The organism is Brevundimonas sp. NPDC055812 (genome assembly GCF_053616535.1).
In genome coordinates, this window is sequence record NZ_JBSHDX010000007.1 from 18,588 (window position 1) to 42,876 (window position 24,289).

General features: G+C 64.1%; 28 protein-coding genes. 5 read left to right on the forward strand and 23 right to left on the reverse strand.

Going from position 1 to position 24,289, the window contains the following annotated elements; genetic code table 11:
- Positions 1–79: 79 nt before the first annotated feature.
- The 16 genes from ACWGL1_RS12405 to ACWGL1_RS12480 all read right to left on the reverse strand — a co-directional run bounded on the left by ACWGL1_RS12405 (position 80) and on the right by ACWGL1_RS12480 (position 13,506).
- On the reverse strand, positions 80–1,663 hold the full coding sequence (locus ACWGL1_RS12405) for an amidohydrolase (RefSeq protein ID WP_338576181.1): 1,584 nt from the start codon (positions 1,661–1,663) through the stop codon (positions 80–82).
- A gap of 101 nt (positions 1,664–1,764) precedes the next feature.
- Positions 1,765–3,123, reverse strand: a complete 1,359-nt coding sequence (locus ACWGL1_RS12410) for a TonB-dependent receptor domain-containing protein (protein ID WP_452112159.1) — start codon at positions 3,121–3,123, stop codon at positions 1,765–1,767.
- Between the two features lie 2 nt (positions 3,124–3,125).
- Positions 3,126–5,426 carry a gp53-like domain-containing protein gene (locus tag ACWGL1_RS12415; RefSeq protein ID WP_452112160.1) on the reverse strand — a complete coding sequence of 767 codons (2,301 nt, stop codon included), beginning with the start codon at positions 5,424–5,426 and terminating at the stop codon, positions 3,126–3,128.
- A gap of 9 nt (positions 5,427–5,435) precedes the next feature.
- On the reverse strand, positions 5,436–5,999 hold the full coding sequence (locus tag ACWGL1_RS12420) for a phage tail protein I (protein ID WP_452112161.1): 564 nt from the start codon (positions 5,997–5,999) through the stop codon (positions 5,436–5,438).
- Positions 5,996–6,913, reverse strand: coding sequence for a baseplate assembly protein (locus tag ACWGL1_RS12425; protein ID WP_452112162.1), 918 nt, complete (start codon positions 6,911–6,913; stop codon positions 5,996–5,998). The genes ACWGL1_RS12420 and ACWGL1_RS12425 overlap by 4 nt, the downstream gene beginning before the upstream one ends.
- A gap of 115 nt (positions 6,914–7,028) precedes the next feature.
- On the reverse strand, positions 7,029–7,721 hold the full coding sequence (locus tag ACWGL1_RS12430; RefSeq protein WP_452112163.1) for a phage virion morphogenesis protein: 693 nt from the start codon (positions 7,719–7,721) through the stop codon (positions 7,029–7,031).
- Between the two features lie 3 nt (positions 7,722–7,724).
- Positions 7,725–8,231, reverse strand: a complete 507-nt coding sequence (locus ACWGL1_RS12435) for a phage tail protein (protein ID WP_452112164.1) — start codon at positions 8,229–8,231, stop codon at positions 7,725–7,727.
- Positions 8,232–8,408: 177 nt separating this feature from the next.
- Positions 8,409–8,873: a hypothetical protein gene (locus ACWGL1_RS12440; RefSeq protein WP_452112165.1), complete on the reverse strand. Its 465-nt coding sequence runs from the start codon at positions 8,871–8,873 to the stop codon at positions 8,409–8,411.
- Positions 8,873–9,337, reverse strand: coding sequence for an N-acetylmuramoyl-L-alanine amidase (locus tag ACWGL1_RS12445; protein WP_452112166.1), 465 nt, complete (start codon positions 9,335–9,337; stop codon positions 8,873–8,875). The genes ACWGL1_RS12440 and ACWGL1_RS12445 overlap by 1 nt, the downstream gene beginning before the upstream one ends.
- The gene (locus tag ACWGL1_RS12450) at positions 9,327–9,575 is read right to left on the reverse strand and encodes a hypothetical protein (RefSeq protein ID WP_452112167.1); all 249 of its coding nucleotides are present in this window, start codon (positions 9,573–9,575) and stop codon (positions 9,327–9,329) included. Before ACWGL1_RS12450 ends, ACWGL1_RS12445 begins: the two co-directional genes overlap by 11 nt.
- Positions 9,572–9,802 carry a hypothetical protein gene (locus ACWGL1_RS12455; protein ID WP_452112168.1) on the reverse strand — a complete coding sequence of 77 codons (231 nt, stop codon included), beginning with the start codon at positions 9,800–9,802 and terminating at the stop codon, positions 9,572–9,574. The genes ACWGL1_RS12450 and ACWGL1_RS12455 overlap by 4 nt, the downstream gene beginning before the upstream one ends.
- A gap of 2 nt (positions 9,803–9,804) precedes the next feature.
- Complete coding sequence (locus ACWGL1_RS12460) at positions 9,805–10,020, reverse strand: tail protein X (protein ID WP_452112169.1); 216 nt, start codon at positions 10,018–10,020, stop codon at positions 9,805–9,807.
- Positions 10,020–10,508: a head completion/stabilization protein gene (locus tag ACWGL1_RS12465; protein ID WP_452112170.1), complete on the reverse strand. Its 489-nt coding sequence runs from the start codon at positions 10,506–10,508 to the stop codon at positions 10,020–10,022. The genes ACWGL1_RS12460 and ACWGL1_RS12465 overlap by 1 nt, the downstream gene beginning before the upstream one ends.
- A 171-nt stretch (positions 10,509–10,679) precedes the next feature.
- Positions 10,680–11,501: a phage terminase small subunit gene (gene gpM, locus ACWGL1_RS12470; protein ID WP_452112171.1), complete on the reverse strand. Its 822-nt coding sequence runs from the start codon at positions 11,499–11,501 to the stop codon at positions 10,680–10,682.
- A gap of 5 nt (positions 11,502–11,506) precedes the next feature.
- Entirely contained in the window at positions 11,507–12,571 is a 1,065-nt protein-coding gene (locus tag ACWGL1_RS12475; protein ID WP_452112172.1) for a phage major capsid protein, P2 family, read from the reverse strand.
- 50 nt (positions 12,572–12,621) lie between these two features.
- Positions 12,622–13,506 (reverse strand): GPO family capsid scaffolding protein, encoded by an 885-nt coding sequence (locus ACWGL1_RS12480; protein WP_452112173.1) that lies wholly within the window; start codon positions 13,504–13,506, stop codon positions 12,622–12,624.
- Between the two features lie 181 nt (positions 13,507–13,687).
- Here ACWGL1_RS12480 and ACWGL1_RS12485 point away from each other — a divergent pair, with 181 nt between their 5' ends.
- Complete coding sequence (locus ACWGL1_RS12485) at positions 13,688–15,619, forward strand: terminase large subunit domain-containing protein (protein ID WP_452112174.1); 1,932 nt, start codon at positions 13,688–13,690, stop codon at positions 15,617–15,619.
- On the forward strand, positions 15,609–16,592 hold the full coding sequence (locus ACWGL1_RS12490) for a phage portal protein (protein WP_452112269.1): 984 nt from the start codon (positions 15,609–15,611) through the stop codon (positions 16,590–16,592). The genes ACWGL1_RS12485 and ACWGL1_RS12490 overlap by 11 nt, the downstream gene beginning before the upstream one ends.
- Here the strand turns inward: ACWGL1_RS12490 and ACWGL1_RS12495 are convergent.
- Together ACWGL1_RS12495 and ACWGL1_RS12500 are read right to left on the reverse strand one after the other, a co-directional pair.
- Positions 16,576–17,403 (reverse strand): HNH endonuclease, encoded by an 828-nt coding sequence (locus ACWGL1_RS12495; protein ID WP_452112175.1) that lies wholly within the window; start codon positions 17,401–17,403, stop codon positions 16,576–16,578. The two genes, ACWGL1_RS12490 and ACWGL1_RS12495, sit on opposite strands and share 17 nt — an antisense overlap.
- Positions 17,404–17,414: 11 nt before the next feature.
- Positions 17,415–17,741, reverse strand: a complete 327-nt coding sequence (locus tag ACWGL1_RS12500) for a hypothetical protein (protein WP_452112176.1) — start codon at positions 17,739–17,741, stop codon at positions 17,415–17,417.
- Positions 17,742–17,926: 185 nt separating this feature from the next.
- Here ACWGL1_RS12500 and ACWGL1_RS12505 point away from each other — a divergent pair, with 185 nt between their 5' ends.
- Entirely contained in the window at positions 17,927–18,163 is a 237-nt protein-coding gene (locus ACWGL1_RS12505) for a hypothetical protein (RefSeq protein ID WP_452112177.1), read from the forward strand.
- A gap of 819 nt (positions 18,164–18,982) precedes the next feature.
- The gene (locus tag ACWGL1_RS12510) at positions 18,983–19,666 is read left to right on the forward strand and encodes a sce7726 family protein (RefSeq protein WP_452112178.1); all 684 of its coding nucleotides are present in this window, start codon (positions 18,983–18,985) and stop codon (positions 19,664–19,666) included.
- Positions 19,667–19,668: 2 nt separating this feature from the next.
- Here ACWGL1_RS12510 and ACWGL1_RS12515 read toward each other — a convergent pair whose 3' ends face one another.
- The 4 genes from ACWGL1_RS12515 to ACWGL1_RS12530 all read right to left on the reverse strand — a co-directional run bounded on the left by ACWGL1_RS12515 (position 19,669) and on the right by ACWGL1_RS12530 (position 22,243).
- A complete protein-coding gene (locus ACWGL1_RS12515) occupies positions 19,669–20,745 on the reverse strand; it encodes a beta family protein (RefSeq protein ID WP_452112179.1) in 1,077 nt (358 codons plus the stop codon).
- A 10-nt stretch (positions 20,746–20,755) separates the two neighbouring features.
- Positions 20,756–21,256, reverse strand: a complete 501-nt coding sequence (locus ACWGL1_RS12520; RefSeq protein ID WP_452112180.1) for an ImmA/IrrE family metallo-endopeptidase — start codon at positions 21,254–21,256, stop codon at positions 20,756–20,758.
- Between the two features lie 30 nt (positions 21,257–21,286).
- Complete coding sequence (locus ACWGL1_RS12525) at positions 21,287–21,769, reverse strand: hypothetical protein (RefSeq protein ID WP_452112181.1); 483 nt, start codon at positions 21,767–21,769, stop codon at positions 21,287–21,289.
- Positions 21,770–22,036: 267 nt separating this feature from the next.
- Entirely contained in the window at positions 22,037–22,243 is a 207-nt protein-coding gene (locus ACWGL1_RS12530) for a hypothetical protein (protein ID WP_291774877.1), read from the reverse strand.
- Positions 22,244–22,326: 83 nt separating this feature from the next.
- On the opposite strand from ACWGL1_RS12530, the gene ACWGL1_RS12535 reads away from it, so the two are divergent.
- The gene (locus ACWGL1_RS12535; RefSeq protein ID WP_338574738.1) at positions 22,327–22,875 is read left to right on the forward strand and encodes a hypothetical protein; all 549 of its coding nucleotides are present in this window, start codon (positions 22,327–22,329) and stop codon (positions 22,873–22,875) included.
- Here ACWGL1_RS12535 and tgt read toward each other — a convergent pair.
- Positions 22,872–23,984, reverse strand: coding sequence for a tRNA guanosine(34) transglycosylase Tgt (gene tgt / locus ACWGL1_RS12540; RefSeq protein ID WP_452112182.1), 1,113 nt, complete (start codon positions 23,982–23,984; stop codon positions 22,872–22,874). The genes ACWGL1_RS12535 and tgt overlap by 4 nt on opposite strands.
- Between the last annotated feature and the right edge of the window lie 305 nt (positions 23,985–24,289).

The following is a 24,289-nucleotide window of genomic DNA, read 5'->3' on the forward strand; positions in this document are numbered from 1 at the left end:
TCATGCCGCCGTCTGCGCGCCGGCAGCATGAGGCGTCAGTCGGGACGTCAATTATGTTTCCACCGTCTCGAGAGCAGTGTCATTCGCTGCCGCCGCGATAGTTCAGTTGTGGAGGGCCGTCACCGACCAGGGGACGATAGACGAAGTCCGCGCCGCGACGTTCATGAAGCTCGGCCGTCGCCGCGGCGATCGTTTCAGGGCTGACGAAGAGTTCCGCCGCTGTCAGGGCCAGGGCCTTGGCGGCGACGACCGCGCCCTTGACCCCGATGCTGGAGCCTGCGGCGGCGGTGTTCTGCCAGCTATGTCCGGCAGAGCCGGGCACGAATGTAGCGGTCGCCAGGCCGACGGTGGGAACGACCCAACTGACGTCTGACACGTCGGTCGATCCCCCCGCTCCATCGAAACTCAGTTTGGCGGGCTGGATTTCACCGACGCCCGACAGGGGGGGGCGGCTGGTCAAAGTCTTCTGGAGCTCAGCCGCGAAAGCCGTTTCTTCCGGCGTCCAGGTGATTCCGCCAACGCGATGTAGATTGCGGTCCATGACGCTCATCAGGGCGCCGTTGGGCATCATGCTGTAGACGCCGCCGATCTGCTGGAACTCGTATCGGGTTTCGGTTCCAAGAGCGGCGCCCTCGGCAGCCTTCTTCAGCCGTTCGATGACGGACAGAACGACCTCAGGATCACCATGACGGACATAGTAGTAGGATTCTGCATAGTTGGGCACCACGTTGGGCGCTTCGCCGCCATCGGTGATCACATAGTGGATGCGGGTGCCGTCCGGGATGTGTTCGCGCATCATATTGGCCATGGCGTTCATCGCCTCTACGGCGTCCAGAGCCGAGCGCCCGCGATCCGGCGCGCCGGAGGCGTGGGATGACGTGCCGTAGAATCGAAACTTGCCGCTGATATTGGCCTTAGTCGTTCCTTGGCTGGCGCTGTTGACCGTCGCAGGGTGCCAATGGAGCGCGACATCGACGTCGCGAAACAGGCCGTCGCGGACCATGAACGCCTTGGCCGAGCCGCCTTCTTCGGCCGGCGTGCCATAGACGCGCAATTCGCCCTTGATGTTATTGTCGACCATCCACTGGCGGACGGCGATGGCGGCATAGGAGGAGGCTGCGCCGAACAGATTGTGGCCGCAGCCATGGCCGGCGATCGCATGCAGGGACTGTTCGACCGGCGACACCGCTTGGGACAGGCCTGGCAGGGCGTCGAATTCAGCCAGAAGGGCGACTACCGGGCCATCGCCGTTCTTGAAGCTGGCGAGGAAGGCGGTCGGCTGGCCAGCTATTCCCTCGGTGATTGTGAAGCCAGCGGCAGTCAAATCCTGTTGCAGGCGGGCTGAACTCTGGGTCTCCTGATAGCCGACCTCGGCGAAACCCCAGATGGCCAGGGCCGTTGCTCCGAGTTGCTCACGATCGCGTTCGACGGTTCCGATGATGGCGGACTGCTGCATCTCCGGCAGTTCAGCCGTCCGGCCCGTTGTGCCGGCAAAACACGAGAGCGCGAGGGTGAGGGCCGTAAGACTGGTGAATTTCATGTTCTGAATTCCGCTGTTCATGCGCGTATTGATAAGGGCGACAGACCAAAGGCCGAACCGGCCAAGATGATCGTTCCGAATAATCAGTTCCCGCCTTTCGGTGATGGAAACTGAAGCTTTCAATTTGGAATGGACACAGGGACGGGATGTGCGCAGGGGCTCATCAAAGCGGGCGCCGAGGAAGGAAGAGGCTTGACGCTTTCCTTCCCCGGCGTCCCAGCCGTTTAGAAGCTCTTGGTTACGGCGATTGAATAGTAACGGCCGAGCGTATCGTAGTTCTGGCCGTCGAAGCTGCCGGCGAAATTGCCGACCTGGGGCGGCTCTTTGTTGAACAGGTTGGCGACGCCCACCCGCACGCTGAGGTCGTGCGGCAGCGTGAAGCGCCCGTTCAGATCGAAGACGTCATAGGAATCGACGCCCCGCGTCGTGCTGGCCGCGTTGCGCACCTGTTCCGCGCTGATCATCGCGGCGGTATGACGCCACCGCAGGCTGACGTTCATCCAGTCCCTGGAGTAGGAGAGGGTCGTGTTGGCCTTCCAGTCGGGGTGAGCCACGCCAGCGCCGTCCTCGACGGCGGTGCCGCGGCTGCCAGCGTAGTTGTAGGACGGGCCGCCCGGCAGGTTCTGGATTTCGAACTTGTCGACGTAGCTGACCACGGTGCCCAGGGACAGGCTGCCGGCCGAGGCGGGCAGACCGATGTCGGCCAAATCGAACGTCCAGTCGATCTGCAGGTCCACGCCGCTGACCTTGAAGGCGCCGAGGTTCAGCGCGGGCTGCCCCGGCTCGAACAGGAAGCCCGTGGTCGGGTTACGCTTGCCCATGACCTGACAATAGTAGTTGTTCACATCATAGGTCGGGTTCGTGCCGTTGAGATTGAAGCAATTCTCGATGGTCTGGATGATCGGCAGGTTGCCGACTGCGCCGGTGACTTCGATCGAATACCAGTCAAGCGACGTCGAGATCCGTTCCAGAAGCGGCGTGGTGAACGGCGACTGTATGACGGCGCCGATCGAATAGGTGTCGGTGGTTTCTTCCTGCAGGTCAGGGTTGCCGCCGGTCAGGGCGAACACCTGGGTCGAGCCGAACTGATAGGTCGGAAGCACGCCCGCCGGCACGCCCATGGCCAGACACAGGGCCTCCACCTGGGCGGCGTTGGCGCCGCTCTGACCGAAGCCGCCGCGATAGCCGGAACGGACATCGCAAGGGTCGCCGCCGAACGGCGTTGCTGCGCTGGGGCTGCCGATGCGTTCCTGGACGAGACGATAGTCCTCGGGCGTCAGGGTGGTCGAGATCTGCAGAGCCTGTTCGTCGCGGTGGCGTTCGATCAGCCAGCGGACCTGGGCGATCTCCGCATCGCGGCGGCGGCGGGCCAAGTTCGCCAGAGCTTCGACCGAGGGCGGGGGCGCCTCGACGGTGATGGGCAGGCCAGCTTCGTCGGTCGCCAGGATGCGGCCGGTCGACAGCTCGTCCAAGATACGGGCGTGATCTTCGGAGGAAACCGGGACGGGGATTTCTGGAAGATCGTGGGGCCACAGATCGGGGTCGATGAACAAGCGTTCGGTGGGGCAGAAGACAATGCTCATGATCAGACCTCAGGTCGAATGATGGGGTCTTCGCCGCCGCCGCCAGGCGGCAGGCCTCCGCCGCCTCCGCCGCCCCCACCGCCAGAGCTATAGGCGGGGTTGGGCGTCCCGGTTGCGAAGCCGATCGCCAGCCAATCGAAACCTTGTGCGGAGCCGGACGACCCGGAAGCGCTGTTGAGCATGAAAACCAGGCGGTCCAGGTAACGCCCCACGATCTGCATGTAGTAGTCGGCGGTCGGGCTGCTGTTCCAAGGAATAGCCAGCATGGCGACGCAACCGCCGCCGAAGGCGATGGGCAGCATCACCGTCCGTTGCCCCTCGCTCATGGCGCCGGTCTGGCGGCCCCACTGGATGACCAGAGGCGTGCCGGGAACCTGGGCGTAGCCGTTCAGGCCGATGGACTTGGCGAATGCCCACAGCGAGGACGGCGTGATGAACTTGTCGGTCAGCGAGCCTGCCAACGTCTCGGCGTTCGAGGCGGCGCGAGCGTCGACCCGGCGCTTCAGGATGTAGGGATTGATCGCCCGCTCCTGATCGGTCCCGGTGATGGCCTCGGCGTCGGTCGCCATCTCGATCAGACCGCGCGCACCATAGGTCGAGGCCAGGTCGTCCATGACGACTTTGCGCCAGGGCGACCAGGTCGTGCCCAGGAGAGTCCGCTCGTAGACGTCGGGCGCCGTCGTCGAACTGGTCGTGTAGCGCTGGTAGACGCGAGTGGCGGCAGAGGCGAAGACTTCCAGCGCCCCCGCCGAGATGACCGGGAAGTTCAGGTTAGCCGCCGGATTGGCGTGGACGCCGATGATCCCGCTGCTGGTCAGGGAGTTCAGGTCCGTGCCGGGGGCATAGGTCTGACGGACGATCAGGCCGTCGTGGATGTGGTTGGAAGGGGCGAAGGACGCCGGGTTGAGGTTGCCCGAGTGATAGATCAACCGATTGTTCGCGGCGGTCAGCGACGCGCCGAAGACGAGCTCGCCATCCGGCGTGATCCCGAAGTATCGCTGAACCGCGCCGCCGTTGCTGTTATTCAGTTGAAGTTGGGTTCCGCTGGCTGCCGAAGACGACAAGCGCAGGGGCAGGGCGTTCGACGTCTCGATGGCCTGGTAGGTGGTGAAGGTGTTGAACGAACCTACCTGCGCCGGATCGGGCAAGTTGGCTGACGTCCAGTGTTCGGCCCAGGGATAGAAGTTCCCCGCCAGGAACGGCCTCGTCCACATCCTATTCGTCGTGCGGCTATGATAGGTCTGATAGCCGGTATCCGTGGACGGGTTCACCACTAGGAGCGAACCGCCGTCATTGGTGATCGGGTAGTTCAGCTGGAGTTGGGCGTTGGCATTCGCGGCCTGGCGATAGCCGCCCGGCGTCAGGACCGTGTTGAGGTCGACGGAGCCGAGCGATCCCCTCATCACCACGCTCAAGGCGGCTTCAGCCTTGGCGGCCACCGCCGTGGTGAGCGTCGCGATCGCGTCGACCAGGCCGGAGACCTTGCTTTGTGGAATGGCGGGCAGGCGGTCGAGGTGGAGCTGTCCGGAGGTAATGTCCGAAGCCGTGTGCTTGTGATCCTTGGCCGCCAGGCCCGCCAGCTGGTCGGCCAAGCCGTTGATCCAGGAGATCGCCAGCTTGGGGATCCGGTCGATGTGGAAGACGCCGGAGTTCACATCATCGGCGCCATGGACGTGGTTTCGATTGGCCTTGCTGGCCAGACTGTCCGAAAGCCCGGCGATATCCGCGATGACGTGGCCGTGGACCTTGGCGGCGAAGTTCTGGGCCCAGGAGACCAGGGCTCGAGCCAGGCCGTAAGGGGTCACGGCGCGGACGGCGTCGGTCCCGGCGATCGTTTCGTCAACCGTGGCCAGTTCGACCACGCCCATCCGCTCGGTCGTGGCGGGCGGATTGGTGAAGCCGGTTCCGCCAAACTCAATGCTGGCGGTGTCCAGGGTGGTCAGGGTGATGTCGACCGCCTGCAGGAGCATGGCGGCCGCCGCCTTCTCCATGATCGGATCCACGGAGGTGCAGACCGCAAACAGGGTCCCGGAGTCGAAGTAGAGCCCGAAGGCGCGCAGGGTGTAGGTGTCGGCCGTGGTGTCGTTGATCGTTACATGGATGACGTCGTCCGCCACGACTTCGCCGCCGATGGTGTTGAGCCGCTTACGCTCGTTCGGCAGGGCGGTGAGCAGCTTCAGATCGCCAGCGGCGTGGACCGAGCTGACGCCGATGCTGTTGATGACGGCGGCGTTCGTGCCGGTGTTCTGGGCGTTGATCAGTTCAGCGCGCCCGGCGTTGGTGATGGTGACAGTAAGGGCCATGGTCGTCCGTCAGGCGGCTTCGAGGGAGAGGCGGCGGTAGGCGGCGACGCGCGCCGCGCCGACGACGGCGATGGCGCCGGTCGCCTGGAAGCCTTGGGTGAAGTTGAAATGGTCGCGCGCGCTCTTGGTCCGGCTGACCTCGGCGATGACGTCATCGACCAGGCGCGCGGTGGCGGCCGCCCCGCCTTCGCCGTTGACGGTCAATACCAGGTCGAAGGTGTGGGGCTGGCCGGGCGGATCCTGTTGGAACCAGGGGCGGACCTTGATCTGAGCCCCGAAGGCTTTCACCACGCGCTCGATCGCGGCGGCCGTGCCCTTCTGGCGCTGTACGGCGATGGCGTCCTTGACGAAGGCGCGCTTGGTCCGTTCCGGCCAGTCAGAGTTCCAGGCGTCGATCGACAGGGCGAAAGCCAGCCAGGGGAGGAAGGACGCCGGGCAGGCGTCGGCGTTCCAAAGGTCGCGGAAGGGAACGTCGATCCCGTCGATGCGAAGCGTCAGGACATCGAGCGCGCGCTCGACCGGCCAGGCGCTGGGAACGGCTAGGGGAGCCAGCGTGCGGGTGGGCGGCGTCATTCGTCCAGGCCCGCATGGGTGACGGCGATCGAGGCGCAGCGGGCGGCTTCGACCGCCGAGATGACGACATCGGCGGCGGGCGCGGTCAGACGGACGTTCTGAACCCCGTCGGTGTGCAGGGCGGCGATGATGCCGGAGCGGGTGACGTCGCGACCGAGCCTGTAGGAGCGATCGAGGTAGTCGTTCAGGCGACGGCGCGCCTCGTCCATGACGACGGCCGAGTCCGGCCCGGCGAAGGTCGAGACGGCGGCCTTGATATCGAAGGGGACGATCTGCGCCGCCTGGATCTGAACATGGTCAGTGAGGGGGCGGACGTCGTCGGCCGCCACGACGGAGAAGACCTTGTCCAGCAGCTCGACCGAGGGGACGCCGTCGTTCTGGCGCGACAGGATCGTGACCAGGACGACGCCCGGCGATGGCGTCGTCGCTGAGGCGTCCAGGACGTCGCCGTCAGCGCCGAGCGCGTGGGAGACGTAGGCTCCGGCCGGACCTGCGACGGAATAGGCTTCGGGCGCCAGGAGGGCGCGGCGACGTAAGGAATCGTCGCTTTCCATCACGGCTGGGGTGTTGGTCTCGGGGCGAGCGGCCTCGATCACCAGACGCTTGACGCCCAACAGGGCGACCAGGTGATCGAGCATGGCGCCGGTGGCGTAGGCCAGGGTCACGTCGCGCGCCGCATCGTTCACCCGCGCGCGCAGCAACGTCTCCCGATAGGCGAAGATCTCGATCACCAGAACCAGGGGTTCGCTGGGGATGGCCAGCACCGGCTCCAGCTCCGGCATGAGTTCGATCAGCCGGGCCTTGCAGGCGGCCACGATCGTCTCGAACGACAGGACTTCGATGACGGCCGGGAAGGGCAGCTTCGAAAGGTCGACGGCGGTCGAGCCGGTAGACTGGCCGGTGAAGGTGGACATGGCGCCATGTCGCCGCCGCGCCGTAGGAGGCGCGACGGGGCGCTGTTGTCAGAGACCGTCTCACAACATCGAGGGGGCGCTCGGCTGGGGAGCGCGCACGTCAGGGCGGCCGATGTCAGCGAGACTGAGCGACGTGCTGCAGAAGCATGTCCAGCAGGGCCTCCTTGTCGGCCTGGCTGTAGCCGAGCAGTTGACGCTGCGGATAATCGACCTCGGGGCCGTTCTTCGCGACGCGATCGCGCAGGCCGTAATGGTGGACGCTCGCCAGTCGCTGGGCCCGGCTGATGATCGACACCCATGCGGCGCCGGTGTCCGCGCCAGCCTTCAGGTTCCGGCCGGTCTTCAGCTTGAGGAACATCTTTCGGCCGACGGCCTTCAGCTTGCCGCGCTCGTTCCAGAGCGAACCGTCCAGGGCGCCGGGATCCACGGATCCGCCTTCGGGGGGAATATGACGAGCGATGCGGTCGCGCCGGAAGGTGCGGATGCCGCCCGCCTCCTTGTCGTAGCCGATGACCATGGGGCCGTCGCGCCGCCAGCTTCGCATCTCGGCCACGCGGGTCTGGCCGCCCTTGTTGTAGAGGAAGCGGATCGGCCGGGTGACAGGCTGGCGTTCCTTGCGGGGTTTCCGCTTCGGCCAGGGTGCGCCGTCGGGATCCGTCTGGGCAGTCATGCGCCGCACCTGAGAGCGGCGAAGGGCATGGACCATGCGCCGGAGCAGTTGCTGGCGCTCGCGTGGCTCGAGGCTCTGCAGGATGGCGCCTGCAGACTCCTCAAACAGGATCAGGGCGTCTTCACGCGCGGCCGCCATGGATCAGCCCGTCACCGGGTGAACGCCGCATTCGGCCACCAACTCGCCGTTGGCGTAGATGCGGTGCAGAAGGGCGGCCCGGCCGGTGTCGGCCATGGGCGAGTCCTTTCGGTGGACAGCGTCAAAGCCGCCGTCCTCGCGCAGCTCGAAAGCCACCGCTTCCGTGAGCTGGACGGTGAACAGGATGTTCGCGGCCTCGGCATCGAGCAGTTGGCGCTCGAACTTCACGCCCCGGGCGGCCTTGGAGTGGTCCAGGAGCTGTGACTTCTCCCAGCGCTGGAGCCAGATCAGGAGGGGGATCATGATCTCGTCCAGCGTTCCGGTGTAGTCCAGGACGCCGACGGCGATCTCATACTGGTAGCGGAAGCCCAGCCCAGGCGTGGCCAGGGCGTGGACCGAGCCCTCGATCACCTCGATCTGCAGGCGATCGGGGTTGTCGGTGATGTGATGGGAGGGGTCGAGCGCCTTGGTCAGGGCCTCTTTCAGGCTGTCGGGCTTCCAGAAGCTCATGGGAGGACCTTTCGCCACCAGGGCAGGCGGCGATCCGCGGACTGACGCAGCCAGACCTCCTGATCCAGACGCTGGCCTGTATGGACGTCGACGGCCAGCTGGCGCGCAGCGTCACAGGCGACCAAAGCGACGCCGCGCGCGGTGAACGCGCTCTCGAGATCGGCGGCCGTGGCCTGGTCAGGAAGGCGGGCCAGGGCGCAGGCCCGCAGGGCCAGGTCCGGCATGTCCCGCTGGGGCGGCGGGGTCGGGACAGAGGGCGGGCCGTAGCTCGCACAGCTGACGATCGGCAAGCTGCAGACGGTCAAGGCGAGCAGGATCAACAGGCGAGTTCGCATCGGGGGCTTCCTGGGCGGATAGGGCGGTCTGATGGGCGATGGCGTCGGCGGCGCGGATCTGGACGGTGATGCGGTCGATCCGCTGGACGGTGTCAGCGGCCCCGGCCGCCTCAATCCGGCGCGCGCCAGCGTCGTCCGCCGAGGCGTGGGCGGCGGCTTCGGCCCGGTCCGCCCGTTTCGCCGTCAGGTCGAAGGGGTCGAAGCGCAGGCCGACCGCGCCGAGGCCGAGGATGAGGAGCAGGATGGCCAGCCCCACGAGAAGCGCCACGCCGAAGGGACTGTCGAAGTTGAGGGTGCGGCGAAACATCAGGCGGCTTGCTCCCGAGCCCACCAGGTGCGGACGTCGAAACAGGGGCAGGCCTTCAGCCACTCGTTCGGCGTGATCTTGCCGTCGCCGTTCTTGTCCGGAGACAGATCGCGATGGCCCAGGATCTGGGCGGCCGGGTGAGACGACGTCAGCTGGCGCAGCAGTTGGGCCAGGGCGGCGTATTGGGCAGGCGTGAAATTGTCTTCCGGCTTGCCCTTGGCGTCGACGCCGCCGACCAGGCAGACGCCCAGGGAAATGCTGTTGAAGCCGCTGACGTGGGCGCCGGCGACGTTGTCGGGGCGGCCCTTGTCGATCCGGCCGTCGCGGCGAATGACGTAGTGGTAGCCGACATCGCGGAAGCCGCGCTGCAGGTGCATGGCGCGAATCTCTTTCACGCCGATGTCGCGGGCGGGAGGCGTGGCGGCACAGTGGACGACCAGGTAGCGGACGGACTTAACGGTCATTGGCTTTTTCTCCTCGCCAGGCGCGCACGAGCGCGATGATGTGTTCGGCGGTCGGGCCGATCAGGTAGAAGGCGACCAAGGCGCCCAGGAGCAGGATCAGACGCGTGGCGATCGTGCGAAGATCGCCCTCGGGCATGCGCTGGATCAGGCCGTGAAGGTGGAAGAGGACCCAGCCGGTCACGGTCCAAGTAAACAGGCGTCGCCAGAACCATTGCGCCTCGGGCAGGGGGCGGCTCATTGGCCGCGCTCCTGCTCGAGACGTTGTCGGATCCAGGCCACGTCGGTCTGGACACGGATCAGATCGCCGCTGGCCAAGGGGGCGGTGCGTTCCTCGAGGACCTGGACGCGCTGCTGAATCTGGGCGCCGATGACGATCCAGGCGGCGATGGTGACGGCCGCGCCGAACAGGAAGGAGACCTTGGCCCAGTTCACGCTCGGCGCGGGCTGAAGATGCGGAAAGGTCATGGTCAGTCCCAGAGTTGAACTTGAGGTTTGGCGGAGGCGGCCGTGGCGCCGTCCGGAATGGTGACGGCCGTACCGAGCGGCAGGATCGTGCCGAGATCGGCCAAGCCGGGCTTGGCCTCGAGCACCCGTTCGACGGCGGCCGGGCCTTTGCGGATTTCACGCCAGACCAGGCGGTCGACGGTGTCGCCGGGTTCGGAGATGGCCTGATAGGCGGCCATCAGATCAGCTCGGCCACGACGCGGGTCTTGCCCAGGAACAGACGGACGGCGTGGACGACGTTGCGCCTGTGAAGGTCGGCTTCGGGCAGGAGCTCGGCGGCGCGCTCGTGACCGGCCGCCGTCGAGGCCTGGCCGAGCAGCCGCTCGCCGAGGTCGGCCGCCACGCAGGCGGTGACCGCCCTGCGCCAGCGAATGACCAGGGCGCTTTCGCCGTCGATCTGCAGGGCGGGGACGGCGGCCAGGTCGGCGAAGGCCGCATGGTCGGCGCGCCAGGCGGACAGTTCGTCCGCGATGTCGAGAATGGCGATCTGGACGGCCTCGCGGAGGCGGGCGGCCGGGATCTTGGTCTGGTTCAGGCGAACGGTGTCGCGCAGATGGGCCAGGTCGATGTCCGGCCACCAGCCGTCGGCCTTGACCTGGCCTTCAGGCGAGGGAGCGGGAGGAGCCGGATCAAGCGAGGGGTCGTTCGGCCAGATCGGATCTGTCATTTGTACGACCTATCGCCCTTTGGGCTGCTTGAGGTCATGGGTCAGCTCCGTCAGGAAATGCCCGCCATTTCACGGGGGTGAGGCTACGGGGTGGGGGGACGGATCGACCGTCGGGCGGCGAACCGCCGTCGGACTTTCCGTCCCCGCCCCGAGCGCCGGGGGGGCAGGCCGTCAGCCCTCGGCGGCGGCGGCGTCCGAGGACGCGCCGGCCGAGCCGGAAGGCGGTTCTTTGTTCAAGCTGCGCTGCAGGCGGCTGATGTCGCCCTTCACGCCGGAGCGGGGATCGAGATCCAGGGCGAGCTGGTAGCGTTTCAGCGCCTGGCTTTCGCGCAGGCGGCGATCCGGACCGTCTTCCTCGCCGCCCGCCAGAATGGCCATGGCGATGGCCTTGTGCAGGGTGGCGCGGACTTCATCCGGCATGTCGCTGTCGTGGGTCAGGCGCTCGATCCCGGCCAGGGCCTCGGTCGTGGCCTTGACCAGGTCCGTCGACGGGCGTTCGGCCGAGGGCGCCAGGGCGCGGACGGCGGCCTCGGCGATCTCTTCCACGGCGAAGGCGGCCAGCGTCCGCTTGAAGTGGCCCGGCAGCTGCAGGCCCCACTTCAGGCAGTAGGCGATCAGGGGCAGGGCGGCGGCGTAATCGCCGACGTCGATCCGCCAGATCATGGCCGTGACCAGGACTTCGTCCTGAACGCCCGGCTGGCCGTTCTTGGCCGCGTCCAGCACGCCCTCGATCCAGGCGTCATAGGCCGGGAGGAGTTCGCGCTTCAGCTGGATCTTGGTCGTGCGAGACTGGATCTGCTTCAGGCGCTGGCGGTCGTGCAGCAACTGCGCCAGCTGACGCTTGTATTCGGCCCCGGCCGCGCTGGGCGGACCGGCGTCGTTGGCGGCCAGGCGCGCGCCCGCAACGGGGTAGCCGATCGATGCGGCTACACCCGAGGCGGTGGCGGCCAGGACGCGCTGGCGATGCCGCTGGAAGGGATCGACGTGGCGCATGGCTATCAGCCGTTGCCTTCGGGCGCTTCCGGCTGGCTCCAATCGCCGAACTCGATGTTCTCGACCAAGGCGGCCGCGCCGATGCGTTCGACGACATAGGCGTCGTTCGAGGACTCGTAGTTCTCGACCTGATCCATCTCAGGGTTGTCCTTGAGATGGCGACGGCGGCCGCCCTTCTGCCAGTAGATCGACAGGTTATCGGGACGGGTGATCAGGGTCGATCGCGCCGGGAAATAGGGCTGGGTGTTGGCGGGCAGATTGCCCATGCGCTTCTGCGCCACCACGGTCTGGGCGGCCAGGGTCTCGCTGGGCTTGTGCTCCTGGTTCACGACGGGGAAATACTTGTCGTGCAGCAGTTCGCGGCCGCAGATCGCTTCCAGACCGGTGTCTTCGCGATACTGAGGCTCCATCAACATGATGGCGGCCATCACCAGGGCGTCCATGTTGGCGAAGTCGCCGCCCGGGCCGACGCGGACAGGGCGATACACCGGGTCCTGGCCCTCAGGGGCGGTGTTGATGCCGGGGATGACCTGGTGCGGCGCTTCTTCGCGCAGGATCTGCAGCCACCCGATGTTCATGTCCTGGAGGAGGGGGAACTCCTCGATGTCGGATTCTTCGGCGGCGTGGGTGCCGTTCCAGCCGATGATCAGGCGGTCCAGGCCCTGCTGCTGGGTCCAGTGATCGCGGACGCGGGTTTCGAAGTCCGGGAACTCCGACCAGCTGTCCAGCGTCTCGTAGCGCAGGTGCGTGTCGAAGTTCGTCTTGTAGCACTTATAGCCGCGCTTATCGAGCGTGTGGGTCGCGCGGGTCTTGCGCTTGTTGCCCGCCGCCGTGTTGGTGCGGCTGGCGATCGGGCCGGTGTTGCCCAGGCCGAGCTTGGCGCCTTCCATGTCGCGGACCGGAACGACGTTGATCCGCTTCATGAAGGCCGAGGATTCCAGAAGCTTGGATTCCAGCTTCTGCTGCACGGTCGGCGCGACCGTGAAAGCCGCCGAGGTCGTGGCGACGCCGTTCAGGAGGCCGACGCGGGCGGCGTAGGCGTTGTATTTGACGCGGGTATCGTTCTGCATGGGAGTTCCAGAAGGTCAGGGGCAGGTGGGGCGCAGGCGAACCGGCGTGGTCAGAAGTCGGTCTGGATGGCGGTCTCGCCGCCCGTGGCGGGCGGGCGGGCCGTGTAGTTCGGGCCGGGGGTGTTCGAGAGGTCCGACGTCAGCGCGGCCAGCTCCGACTGCAGCTGACCTTGGTCAGCGCGGATGGCGGACAGTTCGCCGGTGAACTGGTCGGCCATGGCCCTGATGCCTTGGGACAGCTCGGCGAAACCCGCCGCGAAAGCCTGCCCCTGATCCGACGTCGACGGCGACGCATCCTGGGGCGTGGCCGGGTTCTGCGGAGCGGCCTGTTTGAAGCCGAACTTCACTGCAGCGAGGTCCAGGAAGGCGTCCATGCTGAAGCTGGTCGCGCCTGAACCGGCGTCTTCGAAGACCAGCTCAACAGGTTCTTCGGTCGCGGTGAAGAGGTTGCCGGGGTTCTGCTTGCGGCAGGTCAGAGGATTGGTCGCGGCCTTGGCCGAGAAGGCGAGCATCTCCGTGCCGAGCGAGGCCGGATTGTCGGTCACGGCCACGCCCATGCAATAGGCTTGACCCTTGCCCGCGAAATTCGTGTTCACCTCGATCGAGGTGTAGAGTTTCTGGCCCTTTCGGTTCAGGGCGATCAGCTGGTCGTTGGCCTCGATCTTGGCGTAGAGCGCCCGGCGCTTCTCCGTCTTGCCGTTCAGCTCCAGCTCGTGGTCGCGGGCCTCGAGCGCCAGGACCTTGCCGTAGTTGTTGAACGGGGCCTCGCCGGAATAGCCCTTGATGTGCTCGATGTTGACCAGGGCGCCGAAGGTCTTCGGGTTGTAGTTCCGGGCCATCTCATCGATCCAGGCCGCTTCGATGACGCGGCCGTCGGTCGTGGCGCCTTCGACAGCGACGCGGAAAAAACGGGACGTTTGGGTCTTGTCGGCCATGGGGCTGGGTCGCTCGCCTGATCTGGGATGAGGCCAGTCCCTCGATCTGGGGCGGGCCGATTGAACAGGCGCCAGATCAGTCCCGAGGGGCCGGTCCGCTCAAGGCGCTGCTGTTGTCAGAGAGGGTCTGACAACACGGCGGGCGCGAGGGCGGGCGGGGGCGTGAGTAGCGTCCGCGCCGATGACCCGCCGCCGCCCCAGAACCGATACGGCCTTGCCGCCAGACACCGACGCGCCCGCCACCGACCTGGGCGCGATGATGCTGGAATCGGGCGTCGTCGGCTTTCCGGTCAGCAAGAACCTGGACCCGCGCCGGGCCGCGAAGTTTCTCTATTGGTCGTTCTGGCGGCTGACGGACATCAGCGAGTGGCTGGGCGTGCCGGAAGGGACGCTGGCCAGCTGGAAGAGCCGAGACGGCTGGGAGGTGGCGTCCTCCATCGCCCGTGTCGAGGGCGTGCTGGAAGCGCGCCTGATCACCCTGATCCTGAAAGAGCTGAAGGACGGGCGGGACTTCAAGGAGATTGACCTTCTAGGGCGCCAGCTGGTCACGATCGCGCGCGTCCGGAAGTTCGAGAGCGAGGGCGGTCACACCGGCCACCTGAACGACAACGTCGCCAATCGGAACAGCAAGGGCAAGGATCGCAAGAAGGCCAGGCAGAACCTGATCACGGCCGACCAGGTCGAGATCCTGCGTCAGCGGTTCCAGGACGAGCTCTTCGACTACCAGCGCGTCTGGTACGGCGCCCGGACCCACAAGGCCCGGATGATCCTGAAGTCGCGCCAGATCGGCGCGACCTGGTACTTCGCCCGCGAAGCGCTGATGGAGGCGCTGGACACCGGCGACAACCAGATCTTCCTGTCGGCCTCGAAAAAGCAGGCCTGCCAGTTCAAGTCCTACATCATCGAGTTCGTGCGCCTGACGATCGGCGTCGAGCTGAAGGGCGAGGACCTGGTCATTGACCGGGGCGATCACCCGGAAACCGGCCTGCCGCAGACGCAGCCGACCCTATACTTCCTGGGCACGAACAGCCGGACGGCGCAGAGCTATCACGGCTCGCTCTACTTCGATGAATTCATGTGGGTGCATGGGTTCACCCGCCTGGAAGACGTCGCCTCGGGCATGGCGTCGCACAAGCAGTACCGGATCACCTACATCTCGACGCCGACATCGGTGAACGACGAGGCCTATCCGTTCTGGACCGGCGCAGCCTGGAACAAGGAGCGGGCGAAAAAGGATAAGGTCGAGTTCGACGTCAGCTGGAAGGCGCTGAAAGACGGCCGCCTGTGCGAGGACGGGATCTGGCGTCAGATCGTCACGATCGAGGACGCGGCGGCCAGCGGCTGCACCCTGTTTGATCTGGCCGATCTGAAACGGCGAAAGAGCGCGGCCGCGTGGGCCAACCTCTACATGTGCCAGTTCGTCGACGATTCCATGTCGATCTTCCCGATGGCGTCGCTTCGGCCGTGCCAGGTGGACGAGCTGGAATGGACCGACATCGACTTCGAGATGCAGCTGCTGGGTTTTGGGCGGCCGTATGAGGGCGAGGTCTGGCTGAGTTACGACCCGAACGGGGACGGGGAGAACGCGGACAACGCGGCCCTGGTCCTGGTCGCGCCGCCTGAGACGCCCGGGAAGGGCAAGTTCAGGGTGATCTGGAAGGAACAGTTCCGGGGATCCGACTTCACCGAACAGGCCCTGATGATCGAGGCGATGACGCTGCGTTACAACGTCACCAAGATCGACATCGATCGCACCGGCCTGGGCAATGCGGTCCTGCAGCTGGTGTCCAAGTTTTTCCCCATGGCTCGAGGTCACCTCTATGACCCGATGGTCAAGACGCGCCTGGTGCACAAGGCGCTGAACGTCATCAGCCGCAAGCGGCTGGAGTATCCGGCCAACTGGCAGGATCTGACCAACGCCCTGATGTCGATCCGGCGCACCCTGACCAGCAAGGGCCGCCACCTGACCTATGAGGCGCCCCGCACCAAGGCCAGCGGCCACGGCGACCTGGCATGGGCGCTGATGCAGGCCCTCGATAACGAACCGCTGGAAGCCGCTATGGGCGTGACCAGCCAATCCAGCGTGGAGATTTTCGGTGACGATGATGACTGAAGCGACGGCCGAGACGGCCGCGCCCATGGTCTTCAGCTTTGGAGATCCGGAGCCGGTCCTGGGGGGCCGGGCCGGGCTGGCCGATCACCTGGCCTGCTGGAGCAACGGCAAATGGTATGAGCCGCCGATCCCTATGGAGGGATTGAGCCGGGCGGCGAAGGTGGCCAGCCATCACGGCTCGGCCATGTTCTACAAGGTCAATCAGCTGGTGCGCGACTTCATCCCGCATCCGCTGTTGTCGCTGGAGACGTTCGAGGGCCTGGCGCTGGATGACCAGGTGCTGGCCAACTACTACGTCGAGCGGGTGAACAACCGCCTGGGGCGGCCGATGCCGCTGCGTCGATCGCTGGCCAAATACACCCGGCGCGGGCTGGTCGACGGAGAGTTCTTCTTCACGCCGAGCTGGGCGGTCGAGCATGCATTCGAGCCCGGCCAGGTGTTCCATGGACGCCGGACCGGGATCGATCAGGAGATCTATGGCGAGCCGGAATATCTGTCGGCGCTGCAGTCGGCGCTGCTGAGCGAGGCGGCGACGCTGTATCGCCGGCGCTATTACCTGAACGGCTCGCACTCGGGCTTCATCATGTATGTGACTGACCCGTTGAGCGACAAGGACGCGGACGCGATCCGCGCCTCGCTACGCGGGGCCAAGGGGCCGGGAAATTTCAAAAACCTGTTCGTTCACAGCGCTGGGGGCAAGGAGAAGGGGATCCAGCTGCTGCACCCGTCGGAGGCGGCGGCGAAGGACAACTTCTCCGACATCAAGAACGTCACGCGCGACGACATCCTGGCCGTTCACCGGGTGCCGCCGCAGCTGCTGGGCGTGGTGCCGTCCAACGCCGGGGGGTTCGGCTCGGTGAAGGAAGCGTCACAGATCTTCTATGAGGCTGAGATTGTGCCGCTCCAGCGCCGGTTCATGGCCTTGAACGAATGGATCGGCGAAGAGGTCGTGCAGTTTAGAGAGCGTTCCTGACCAGAGTTAAATCCCGTAGGCGACGGTATTCTTCCATTGGCAGCCGAATTTCGTGGCGATGCTTTCTGGGCGCAGCGATACAGAAGAAATTGAAGGAAAGCCCGAACTGAGCATACAGGCCGGAAAAACCGTGAGCGTCGTGATAGGCATGGTTGAAAATGAACTGGTTTCTAATGTCCTTATTGCGACGCCCAGCTACGATGCCAGGTCCGAAGCGCGTGACAGCAAAATCGAGCCATTCCTTTGATCGTGCCGTTCCGATCTGATCAACCGCAAAGAAAAGATCATGGTCGGAACTAAGGATTAGGCCTGTGTTTTTGAAATGCACGGCAGCAATTAGCTTGCGGGAAAAGATTTCGAAGTGCCGGGCCACCGCTGGCGGTGCTGTTGCGGCAGGCAAATCTTCAAGCAGCATCCCCGGTGGCAATCGGCCTAATCGATCTCTTAGAAGCTGGCGCTTCTTGTTTGCGGGCACCGTCAACTGCGGCAGGCAGTCGGGCGCATTGTTTTTGACCGCCGAGATTAGCTTATTCAGGTCGGCTTTTGACTGATTGCGCTCATCCCAATCCGCCATCCTGATATACAAAGCCACAACGAGTTCGGACAGTCCGGAGAGGTTGTTGCACTCCTTACACGCGGGAAACTCAAAATCCTCAGGCCCCTCTTTGCCTACAAAGCAAATACGGGCAGGGACGTGGTCGACAGTCGTCGCTGCTTGCGAACCTTCGCAGAAGCAACACTTAGGATGGTCCGCCAGAATTTTTTCGCGCCGCGCTGCAGCCGTCCTCGCCTTTACCTTCTTTTCTCCCACAGCCAGAGTCTCTAGGCCGTGATCGTATAGGTCACGTGGTACGCTTTCATACGATCCTGGCCGACCTGGGTGAATATGACGAAGATCTCATGATCAATGCCGTCCAGGAGTAGACGCGTCGACGCCCAAGCGTTTTGAGCGCCTGATAGAGCGCCTGTCCTCAGCTCGAAATTGCGCTCTTTGACGGCGGTTCGAGTTTCTCCGTATGGGATCGAAGAGTCGACAATCACCTCGAGCGGAATACCTCGCACCATCAAGGTGGCGGTGGGGGTATCGCCGGTCATCACGAATGCGGCTGTTTCCAGAACAGTCTTACCGTTCACCTTCTCTACAGGCATCTCATTCTCCGCTGGTTGTGCTGCTAATGGAACATGGTTCTGCGGCTCGATAAGGCAAGGCAGCTTGTTGAATCATCCACAAGCGCATCGAGGGGGTGGAACATTACAAGAACATTTAGCTTGAGGCAGGCAGGCCCGGCGCCGTAGAGCGGCGTCGGGTCGGGCGCTTGGTCTGGAGCTGAACCATGCAAACGAAAGAAGGAAGGCCGTCGACGTCGCCTGAGCTGTCGCAGGAGGACGTCGCGCTCGGGTCGCTCATGGCGATCTGGCAACATGGAGAGGCCGCGCGGGCGGATCCGGTTCTGCTGAACATGCAGGCGCGGATCGCCGCCGAGCTGGCGCAGATCTCGCCCGAGGCGGCCGCGAAGGGCAGGGCGCAATTCGAACGCCTGGTGCTGTCGGCCGGGGCCCCGGCGCACTGACGATGCGCGAATACGGCGACGGCACGACCGTCGATGACATCGAGTCAGGCAACTAGCTCACTTTGGAGTGCCCCTGCGGCTACAAGGTCGGTCCCGCGTCTCGGCGCTGGCCAGCCTCTGCGCGGTCCATTCCGTTGGCGCAGCTGAGGGCGCGGTTGAAATGCGAGCGATGCGGGCAGCGGTCGCCGACCGTGGTCATCAGCGGCTTTGGGTTCATGAGCGGCGAGGTGGTCGAGCGGTGGCGCTGGCCAAAGGCCTGAGATGGGCTTTCGGAAATATGAGAACCGGCCGCTGTCCTACCACCTGGCCACCCCGCTCTCGATCGGGGAGATGCGGCGGCGGGGTTGGGTTGTCATGGCCAGGTGCCGCCTGGTGCTGGCGTTCACTGGCTGGATTTGTCGGCCGCCCAAGATCTGATGCTTCGGCCGAGCTTGGCGGGGACGCTGGACGTGCGCCGCGTCTGGCCGGAATAGCCCGGCTGCGTCAGCAACACCCTAATAATCGCGCTGTAAGCCGCCCTGGGCGGCCTGTAGCCGTGGGCGTTCCCTCGGCCACGCTTTCCCTTCATGCGGCCTCCAGGGCGCTCCCAGCGCCGCCCCGGGCCGTTCTGGCCCCGCCACCCCAAGGAACGCGCTGAGTCCCCCGCCTCGCCCGCGGGCTTTATGTGTCGGAATCCTTGCGTATCTGAGGCATACCGCAGAGCCCATAGGTAGGCACTGGATGATGCTTGCTGGTCCTGCACGTTCCTTGCAGATCATTGCAGGCTAAAGGATATTGCCCTGTTGGCAGCGGCCATATCACCTTACATAAGGGGGGCAGATGGCACTGACGGCGAAAGTTCAGATTTCCGCAGAGGATAAGGCGAAAGCAGTGGTCTTGAACCATCTGCTAGCGTCAAAGCGAGTCACGCGCGGAGCGGTGATCGCAACGGAATTTGTGATGGGCAAATCCGGCACCCGGGCAGATCTTGCCGTCTTCGGGCAGGCAATGATCGGCATTGAGATCAAGACTGTTAAAGACACTCTTCGACGGCTGCCTTCACAACTGCCCGCGTACCAGCGCTTCTGTCATCAGACGATTTTGGCCGTGGCCCCCAAGCATCTCCCAAGCCTTGAAATGATAGGCGCTTCAGAGGTGGATATATGGTTGCTGCTTGATGATGGGTCAGTAAGGGAGTTTCGGTCTGCTTCAACCTTAAGGGATGAGGTAGATGTCCGACCGCTTTTAACTCTCGAAGAGACAAAGAAACTTGATCGAACGCTCATTTCTAATGATGCAGATCGAGTCGAGAAACTTGCCCTTGAGTTGCTCGCGAAAAGGTACGCTGCAACGAGCCAAGCGTTCTGGCACTCGATCGGGCGACGGCGGGTAAAGCCATCGGATTTAGAAATGCTCAGTCGGTTCCGGCAGCAGAGGTTGGCGGTTGCGGAATGGGAAGCAAATCAGCGAGAGACGTGGCGTGAGTGGCAGGAGGATGCGAGCCTGTTTTTTGCTCGGGCTTGATCCTAATCCGTCCATTCGTCATCCGTATCGTACATGTCTAACGGATGATCATAAAAAAGCTGATGGTGAAGGTGAATGTTGATCCGGACAGCGGCTGAACTTACCGGAGAGCGGATGGCCGTAACGTCCCCGCCTGCTGTTCGTTCTATCATCTGATAACCCCAAATACGGAGGTGACGGTCCCAGGCATCAGAAGCCATTGCTGCTGATGACTGGGTCACATATCCGGAAGGTCTTGGCCCGCCGGAGCCATCTCTAAAGAAGGACCATGACTCGCCTTTGGCGAGGTCTACGCGTGGTGCTGGCGCGCCGCCGCCTCCCATTTGACGCTCCGCACGAGCACTGCCGCGATCGCTGTAAATAAGGGGGCTTCCAGGGAATTGTCCGCGTACGCCTTGATAATGACGACGTTCAAAAATCTCTTGGGAAGATCGATCAACGAAGTCTTGGGGAAAAGACGACGCCGATATCGCCACCGCGATCTGCGGTGCAGCATTGGTTATAGTTCTTACAAGCCCGGTTGTGATGGCTTGAGTAAGCAACAATTCTTGGCCTCTCTGCCCAAGGTCGATTATCGCGACCACGTCCTGGCCCTGGCGCGTACCGGCGGATATCAGCTCCATGAGATTCTGGAGTTGGCCATGAACGCCTTGAGGAAGGTATACCGCCAGACCTCGACCAAGGCCGTACAAGCGGTCGATTTGGGGGGCTAGCTGGCTAATGTCTCTCAGCTGGAGAGTTGGGATCATGAAGGCATGCGATTCCAAATAATCGCACCAAGCTGCGTAGCCGTTGTGAGGTTCTCGCAAGCGCTGCAGTTCATCGTGGACTGGTCTGGTAGGGCCTCCAGGCGGTGCTGGGGCGCATATGTCCGCGATGAACGGCCTTTCCCCATAAGCTTCGGTTATACGGTTTATGGTGCTTCTGAGCTCGTTGGAAACACCCCAGGGACGAAGCTGGAAGTAGGGGAGCAGCAGGTCCTTATCAGCGTTGGGCAATTCTTGCAGGCCGCGCATCTCTGCGTTGCTTACGGTCAGCATGGGCAGATAGCCCACGGTAGTGAAATCACGCAACGCCATGTCGCCCCCTTCAAGCCAATCCGAGTCGAATCCTCATAGCAGCTTCAGATACCTCGAATCTTTCAGCAAGGTAGAGGGGAATATCTTGGACGCCCAGCGCTGACGCGCGGTCCAGCCATGCTTCAATCAAACTATCCGGCATCAATAGGTCCGCAGCGAGACGGTTTGCCTCAGCTTCTCGTCGATCAGTCAGCGTCGAGCGATACAAGACATCGTCCACAATCCCTCTTCCAATTTGGTCTCGATGTAAGAGGTAATGGGAAAGCTCATGCGCCACTGTAAAGCGTTGACGAGCATGGGAGTCGTGGCGGTTGACCTTAATGGTGAACCCAGCGGGCGACGCGTCGTCCGGGCGTATCTCTCCGGAGATGCCTGCCGGTAAAGTAGACGCCAAAAGGCGCAGGTTGAAGTCTTTTACAATCGCCCCAATCTTGACGGGTGCGGCACCCTGATGGCGCAGGATCAAATCTCGATCGCCAGGGGGGAGATGGGTCCACTCGCGGCTCATCATTTCAGACACCTCCGTTGGGCGACAGCTTACTCATCTTGCGGCGTCATTATCGGTCGTTTCCCCTTGGTCGTCCGGGTCGACATACTCGGCATCATTATCGTCGTCTGCAGCTTCGGCCCGAGACTCGGCACCACGGTAAATCACGACATTCACTCGCTCCTCCATATAGCGCCGGAGCCGGTCATCCCTGAGTTGTCTCTCGAGAAAATTCTCGAATGATTTGCGAAGCTGCGGCGCCAGCACGCCGCCATTCTCCAGCTGTTGCGTGACATGCTCGACGGCAGCGTCCTCCGCACCAGCTTTGATGCCGCTAAATCCCCAGACCGCTGCAATCGCGATCAGAACGCCGAGGGCAGTGACCAAGATTGCAACCGAAGTGAGAAGCAAACCAGCCCACTCGGAAAATGACATCCCGATGGGGATCACCGCGAGGCGGACGTTCTGGCTAGCAAGCGTTAATAGCGCTCCGGCGGCGCCAGCGGCTGCAGCGATCAACCAAGTCTTTATGTGCATCGGCTTTATCCCGAATCTACGAGCACGCCATCACACGATGGTCGAACGTGGGTGTCCAGACCCATGAGGAGCTCGGCTGCGAGTGCCGCCGAAACTGGCTGAGCGGTTGGATGGGCGGAGTGCTCGTATGTCATCGCCGTCGATATACATACAGTACATTTTGATTATGTAGTTGAAAATAAAAGAAAACCAACCTGACTTTTAATCAGAGGGTCCTCGGTTCGAGCCCGAGGGGGCGTACCACTCCCTTAAAAATCCAAAACGCGTCTAGGGCCGCTGGTTCTTGTTGCGGACTGCGCGTTCGAGTTTTGTCAGGCGTTCGTCCAGCCAACTGACATATGAGGTTCCAATCCCACGCCGCCTCAAGGGGCCGTGGAGCCGCCAGGCGGCCGCGAGCAACGCCGCCAGTACGATTGCGGTGATCACGAAATCCAGCCACGTCAGATTATAGAGCGGGGCGTTCAGCGTGCGCATGACGCCAGCCTAGGCGGGCTTCGAACCTGGTGTCGAGGGAGGCAGGCTTGGCTTTGGGGAGCCGGGCATGATTAAACGCGCTCATGCGCCAGATTTCCTTGTCCGCCATCGCCGTGTCCCTGTTGCTTGCCGGCTGCAACGCCGGCGCCTCCGCTCGGGACGGGGTGGATCAGGTGGGAACGGGGTTGGGCGACGCCGTGACCGCACCGCTCGAGGATCTCAACCTCAAGCGTCAGGAAATTCCGACCGTTCTGTTACAGGCGGAATCCAATCCCTATGACGTGCGGAACATGACCCGTTGCTCCGTCATCGCCGCTGAAATAGCTCGGTTGGATGAGGCGCTGGGGCCAGATACGGACGCCGCGCCTACGGATGACGGCACGCTGGCGAGCGAGCGGGCCGCCGATGCTGCGGCTGGGGCGACGTTGGACGCCGTGCGCGGCACCGTGACGGATTTCATTCCCGCCCGCAGCTGGGTGCGCCGCCTGACCGGCGCCGACGCGCACAGCAAGCATGTCCAGTCGGCCATTCAGGCGGGGCTGCGCCGCCGGTCCTTCCTGAAAGGCGTGGGGATGCAGCGCAACTGCGCGCCGCCGGCGGCGCCGGCCGGCTTCGTGCCGCGCCGCGGCTAGGCCTTGAGATGCCGCGCGCGGAAGTCGCGGCGGAACTGTTCGAACCGACCTTCGGCGATGGCGGCGCGCATGGCGGCCGTCAGCGCCTGGAAGAAGGCGATGTTGTGCCAGCTGAGCAGGATCTTGCCGAGAATCTCATCGGCGCGGATCAGGTGGTGCAGGTAAGCCTTTGAATAGTCCCGCGAGGCCGGGCAGGGGACTTCCATATCCAACGGGTCCTGATCCTCGGCGAAGCGGGCGTTCTTGAGATTCAGCGGGCCGTCCCAGGTCCAGGCCTGGCCGTGGCGTCCCGCGCGGGTCGGCAGGACGCAATCGAACATGTCGACGCCGCGATAAACCGCTTCGACCAGATCGATCGGCTTGCCGACGCCCATAAGATAGCGGGGGCGGTCCTTCGGCAGGAACTCGGGCGCATAGTCCAGCACCTCGCACATGGCCTCATGGCCCTCGCCGACGGCCAGGCCGCCGATGGCGTAGCCGTCGAATCCGATCTCCTGCAGGCGTTCTGAGGACACGCGGCGCAGGTTTTCATAGGTCGAGCCCTGCTGGATGCCGAATAGGGCCTGCGCGTCGCGCGCGCCGAAGGCGTTCTTCGAGCGCTGGGCCCAGCGCGCGGACAGCTCCATGCCTTCGCGCGCGCGCTTTTCCTCGGCGGGCCAGGCGACGCATTCGTCCAACTGCATGATGATGTCGGAGCCCAGGCGGTCGGCCTGAATCTGGATCGAGCGCTCCGGCGTCAGGACGTGCTTGGACCCGTCGATGTGGCTGGAGAAGGTAACGGCCTCCTCGGTGAGCTTGGAGATTCCCGACAGGCTCATGACCTGGAAGCCGCCGGAGTCCGTCAGGATCGGCTTGTCCCAGCGCATGAAGTTATGGAGGCCGCCCAGGCGCTCCATCCGCTCGGGACCGGGCCGCAGCATCAGGTGATAGGTGTTGCCCAGAATGATGTCCGCGCCGGTCTGTCTGACCTGATCCACCGTCATCGCCTTGACCGTGGCGGCGGTGCCGACGGGCATGAAGGCGGGGGTGCGAATGTCGCCGCGCGTGGTTTTCAGCACGCCGGTGCGGGCGCGGCCTTCGACGGCGGAAATCTCAAACGGGAAAGGCATGGGCGTTCCTTGCAGGGACGCGCGTCTTAGGCCGAACGGCGAAAGGCCGCCAGCCCTAGGCCGGTTCCTGTCTCAAGGCGGTTCTGTGGCCGTAATCCGGCGCACACGCCTTTGTTTGAATAGCGACGGTTAGTTTGAAACCGAACGATCACGCGGCTGTTAGGGCAGCGCACGAAACCGTGAAAGTCGCCCGATTAATGTTGCTCCGTTCTGGAACCCTGGGTTCCGTTTCCCTGCTTGCGCTCGCCGTCGCTCACCCTGCCTGGTCCCAGGATTCTATTGTAGTCACGCCGCCCTCGACCGCC

Excerpts from the sequence above, each read along its gene's own strand:
- ACWGL1_RS12410 (WP_452112159.1), bottom strand. The coding sequence starts at position 3,123 with ATGAGCATTGTCTTCTGCCCCACCGAACGCTTGTTCATCGACCCCGAT.
- ACWGL1_RS12415 (WP_452112160.1), bottom strand. The coding sequence starts at position 5,426 with ATGGCCCTTACTGTCACCATCACCAACGCCGGGCGCGCTGAACTGATC.
- ACWGL1_RS12420 (WP_452112161.1), bottom strand. The coding sequence starts at position 5,999 with ATGACGCCGCCCACCCGCACGCTGGCTCCCCTAGCCGTTCCCAGCGCC.
- ACWGL1_RS12425 (WP_452112162.1), bottom strand. The coding sequence starts at position 6,913 with ATGTCCACCTTCACCGGCCAGTCTACCGGCTCGACCGCCGTCGACCTT.
- ACWGL1_RS12430 (WP_452112163.1), bottom strand. The coding sequence starts at position 7,721 with ATGGCGGCCGCGCGTGAAGACGCCCTGATCCTGTTTGAGGAGTCTGCA.
- ACWGL1_RS12435 (WP_452112164.1), bottom strand. The coding sequence starts at position 8,231 with ATGAGCTTCTGGAAGCCCGACAGCCTGAAAGAGGCCCTGACCAAGGCG.
- ACWGL1_RS12440 (WP_452112165.1), bottom strand. The coding sequence starts at position 8,873 with ATGTTTCGCCGCACCCTCAACTTCGACAGTCCCTTCGGCGTGGCGCTT.
- ACWGL1_RS12445 (WP_452112166.1), bottom strand. The coding sequence starts at position 9,337 with ATGACCGTTAAGTCCGTCCGCTACCTGGTCGTCCACTGTGCCGCCACG.
- ACWGL1_RS12450 (WP_452112167.1), bottom strand. The coding sequence starts at position 9,575 with ATGAGCCGCCCCCTGCCCGAGGCGCAATGGTTCTGGCGACGCCTGTTT.
- ACWGL1_RS12455 (WP_452112168.1), bottom strand. The coding sequence starts at position 9,802 with ATGACCTTTCCGCATCTTCAGCCCGCGCCGAGCGTGAACTGGGCCAAG.
- ACWGL1_RS12460 (WP_452112169.1), bottom strand. The coding sequence starts at position 10,020 with ATGGCCGCCTATCAGGCCATCTCCGAACCCGGCGACACCGTCGACCGC.
- ACWGL1_RS12465 (WP_452112170.1), bottom strand. The coding sequence starts at position 10,508 with ATGACAGATCCGATCTGGCCGAACGACCCCTCGCTTGATCCGGCTCCT.
- gpM (WP_452112171.1), bottom strand. The coding sequence starts at position 11,501 with ATGCGCCACGTCGATCCCTTCCAGCGGCATCGCCAGCGCGTCCTGGCC.
- ACWGL1_RS12475 (WP_452112172.1), bottom strand. The coding sequence starts at position 12,571 with ATGCAGAACGATACCCGCGTCAAATACAACGCCTACGCCGCCCGCGTC.
- ACWGL1_RS12480 (WP_452112173.1), bottom strand. The coding sequence starts at position 13,506 with ATGGCCGACAAGACCCAAACGTCCCGTTTTTTCCGCGTCGCTGTCGAA.
- ACWGL1_RS12485 (WP_452112174.1), top strand. The coding sequence starts at position 13,688 with ATGACCCGCCGCCGCCCCAGAACCGATACGGCCTTGCCGCCAGACACC.
- ACWGL1_RS12490 (WP_452112269.1), top strand. The coding sequence starts at position 15,609 with ATGATGACTGAAGCGACGGCCGAGACGGCCGCGCCCATGGTCTTCAGC.
- ACWGL1_RS12500 (WP_452112176.1), bottom strand. The coding sequence starts at position 17,741 with ATGCCTGTAGAGAAGGTGAACGGTAAGACTGTTCTGGAAACAGCCGCA.
- ACWGL1_RS12505 (WP_452112177.1), top strand. The coding sequence starts at position 17,927 with ATGCAAACGAAAGAAGGAAGGCCGTCGACGTCGCCTGAGCTGTCGCAG.
- ACWGL1_RS12510 (WP_452112178.1), top strand. The coding sequence starts at position 18,983 with ATGGCACTGACGGCGAAAGTTCAGATTTCCGCAGAGGATAAGGCGAAA.
- ACWGL1_RS12515 (WP_452112179.1), bottom strand. The coding sequence starts at position 20,745 with ATGGCGTTGCGTGATTTCACTACCGTGGGCTATCTGCCCATGCTGACC.
- ACWGL1_RS12520 (WP_452112180.1), bottom strand. The coding sequence starts at position 21,256 with ATGATGAGCCGCGAGTGGACCCATCTCCCCCCTGGCGATCGAGATTTG.
- ACWGL1_RS12525 (WP_452112181.1), bottom strand. The coding sequence starts at position 21,769 with ATGCACATAAAGACTTGGTTGATCGCTGCAGCCGCTGGCGCCGCCGGA.
- ACWGL1_RS12530 (WP_291774877.1), bottom strand. The coding sequence starts at position 22,243 with ATGCGCACGCTGAACGCCCCGCTCTATAATCTGACGTGGCTGGATTTC.
- ACWGL1_RS12535 (WP_338574738.1), top strand. The coding sequence starts at position 22,327 with ATGCGCCAGATTTCCTTGTCCGCCATCGCCGTGTCCCTGTTGCTTGCC.
- tgt (WP_452112182.1), bottom strand. The coding sequence starts at position 23,984 with ATGCCTTTCCCGTTTGAGATTTCCGCCGTCGAAGGCCGCGCCCGCACC.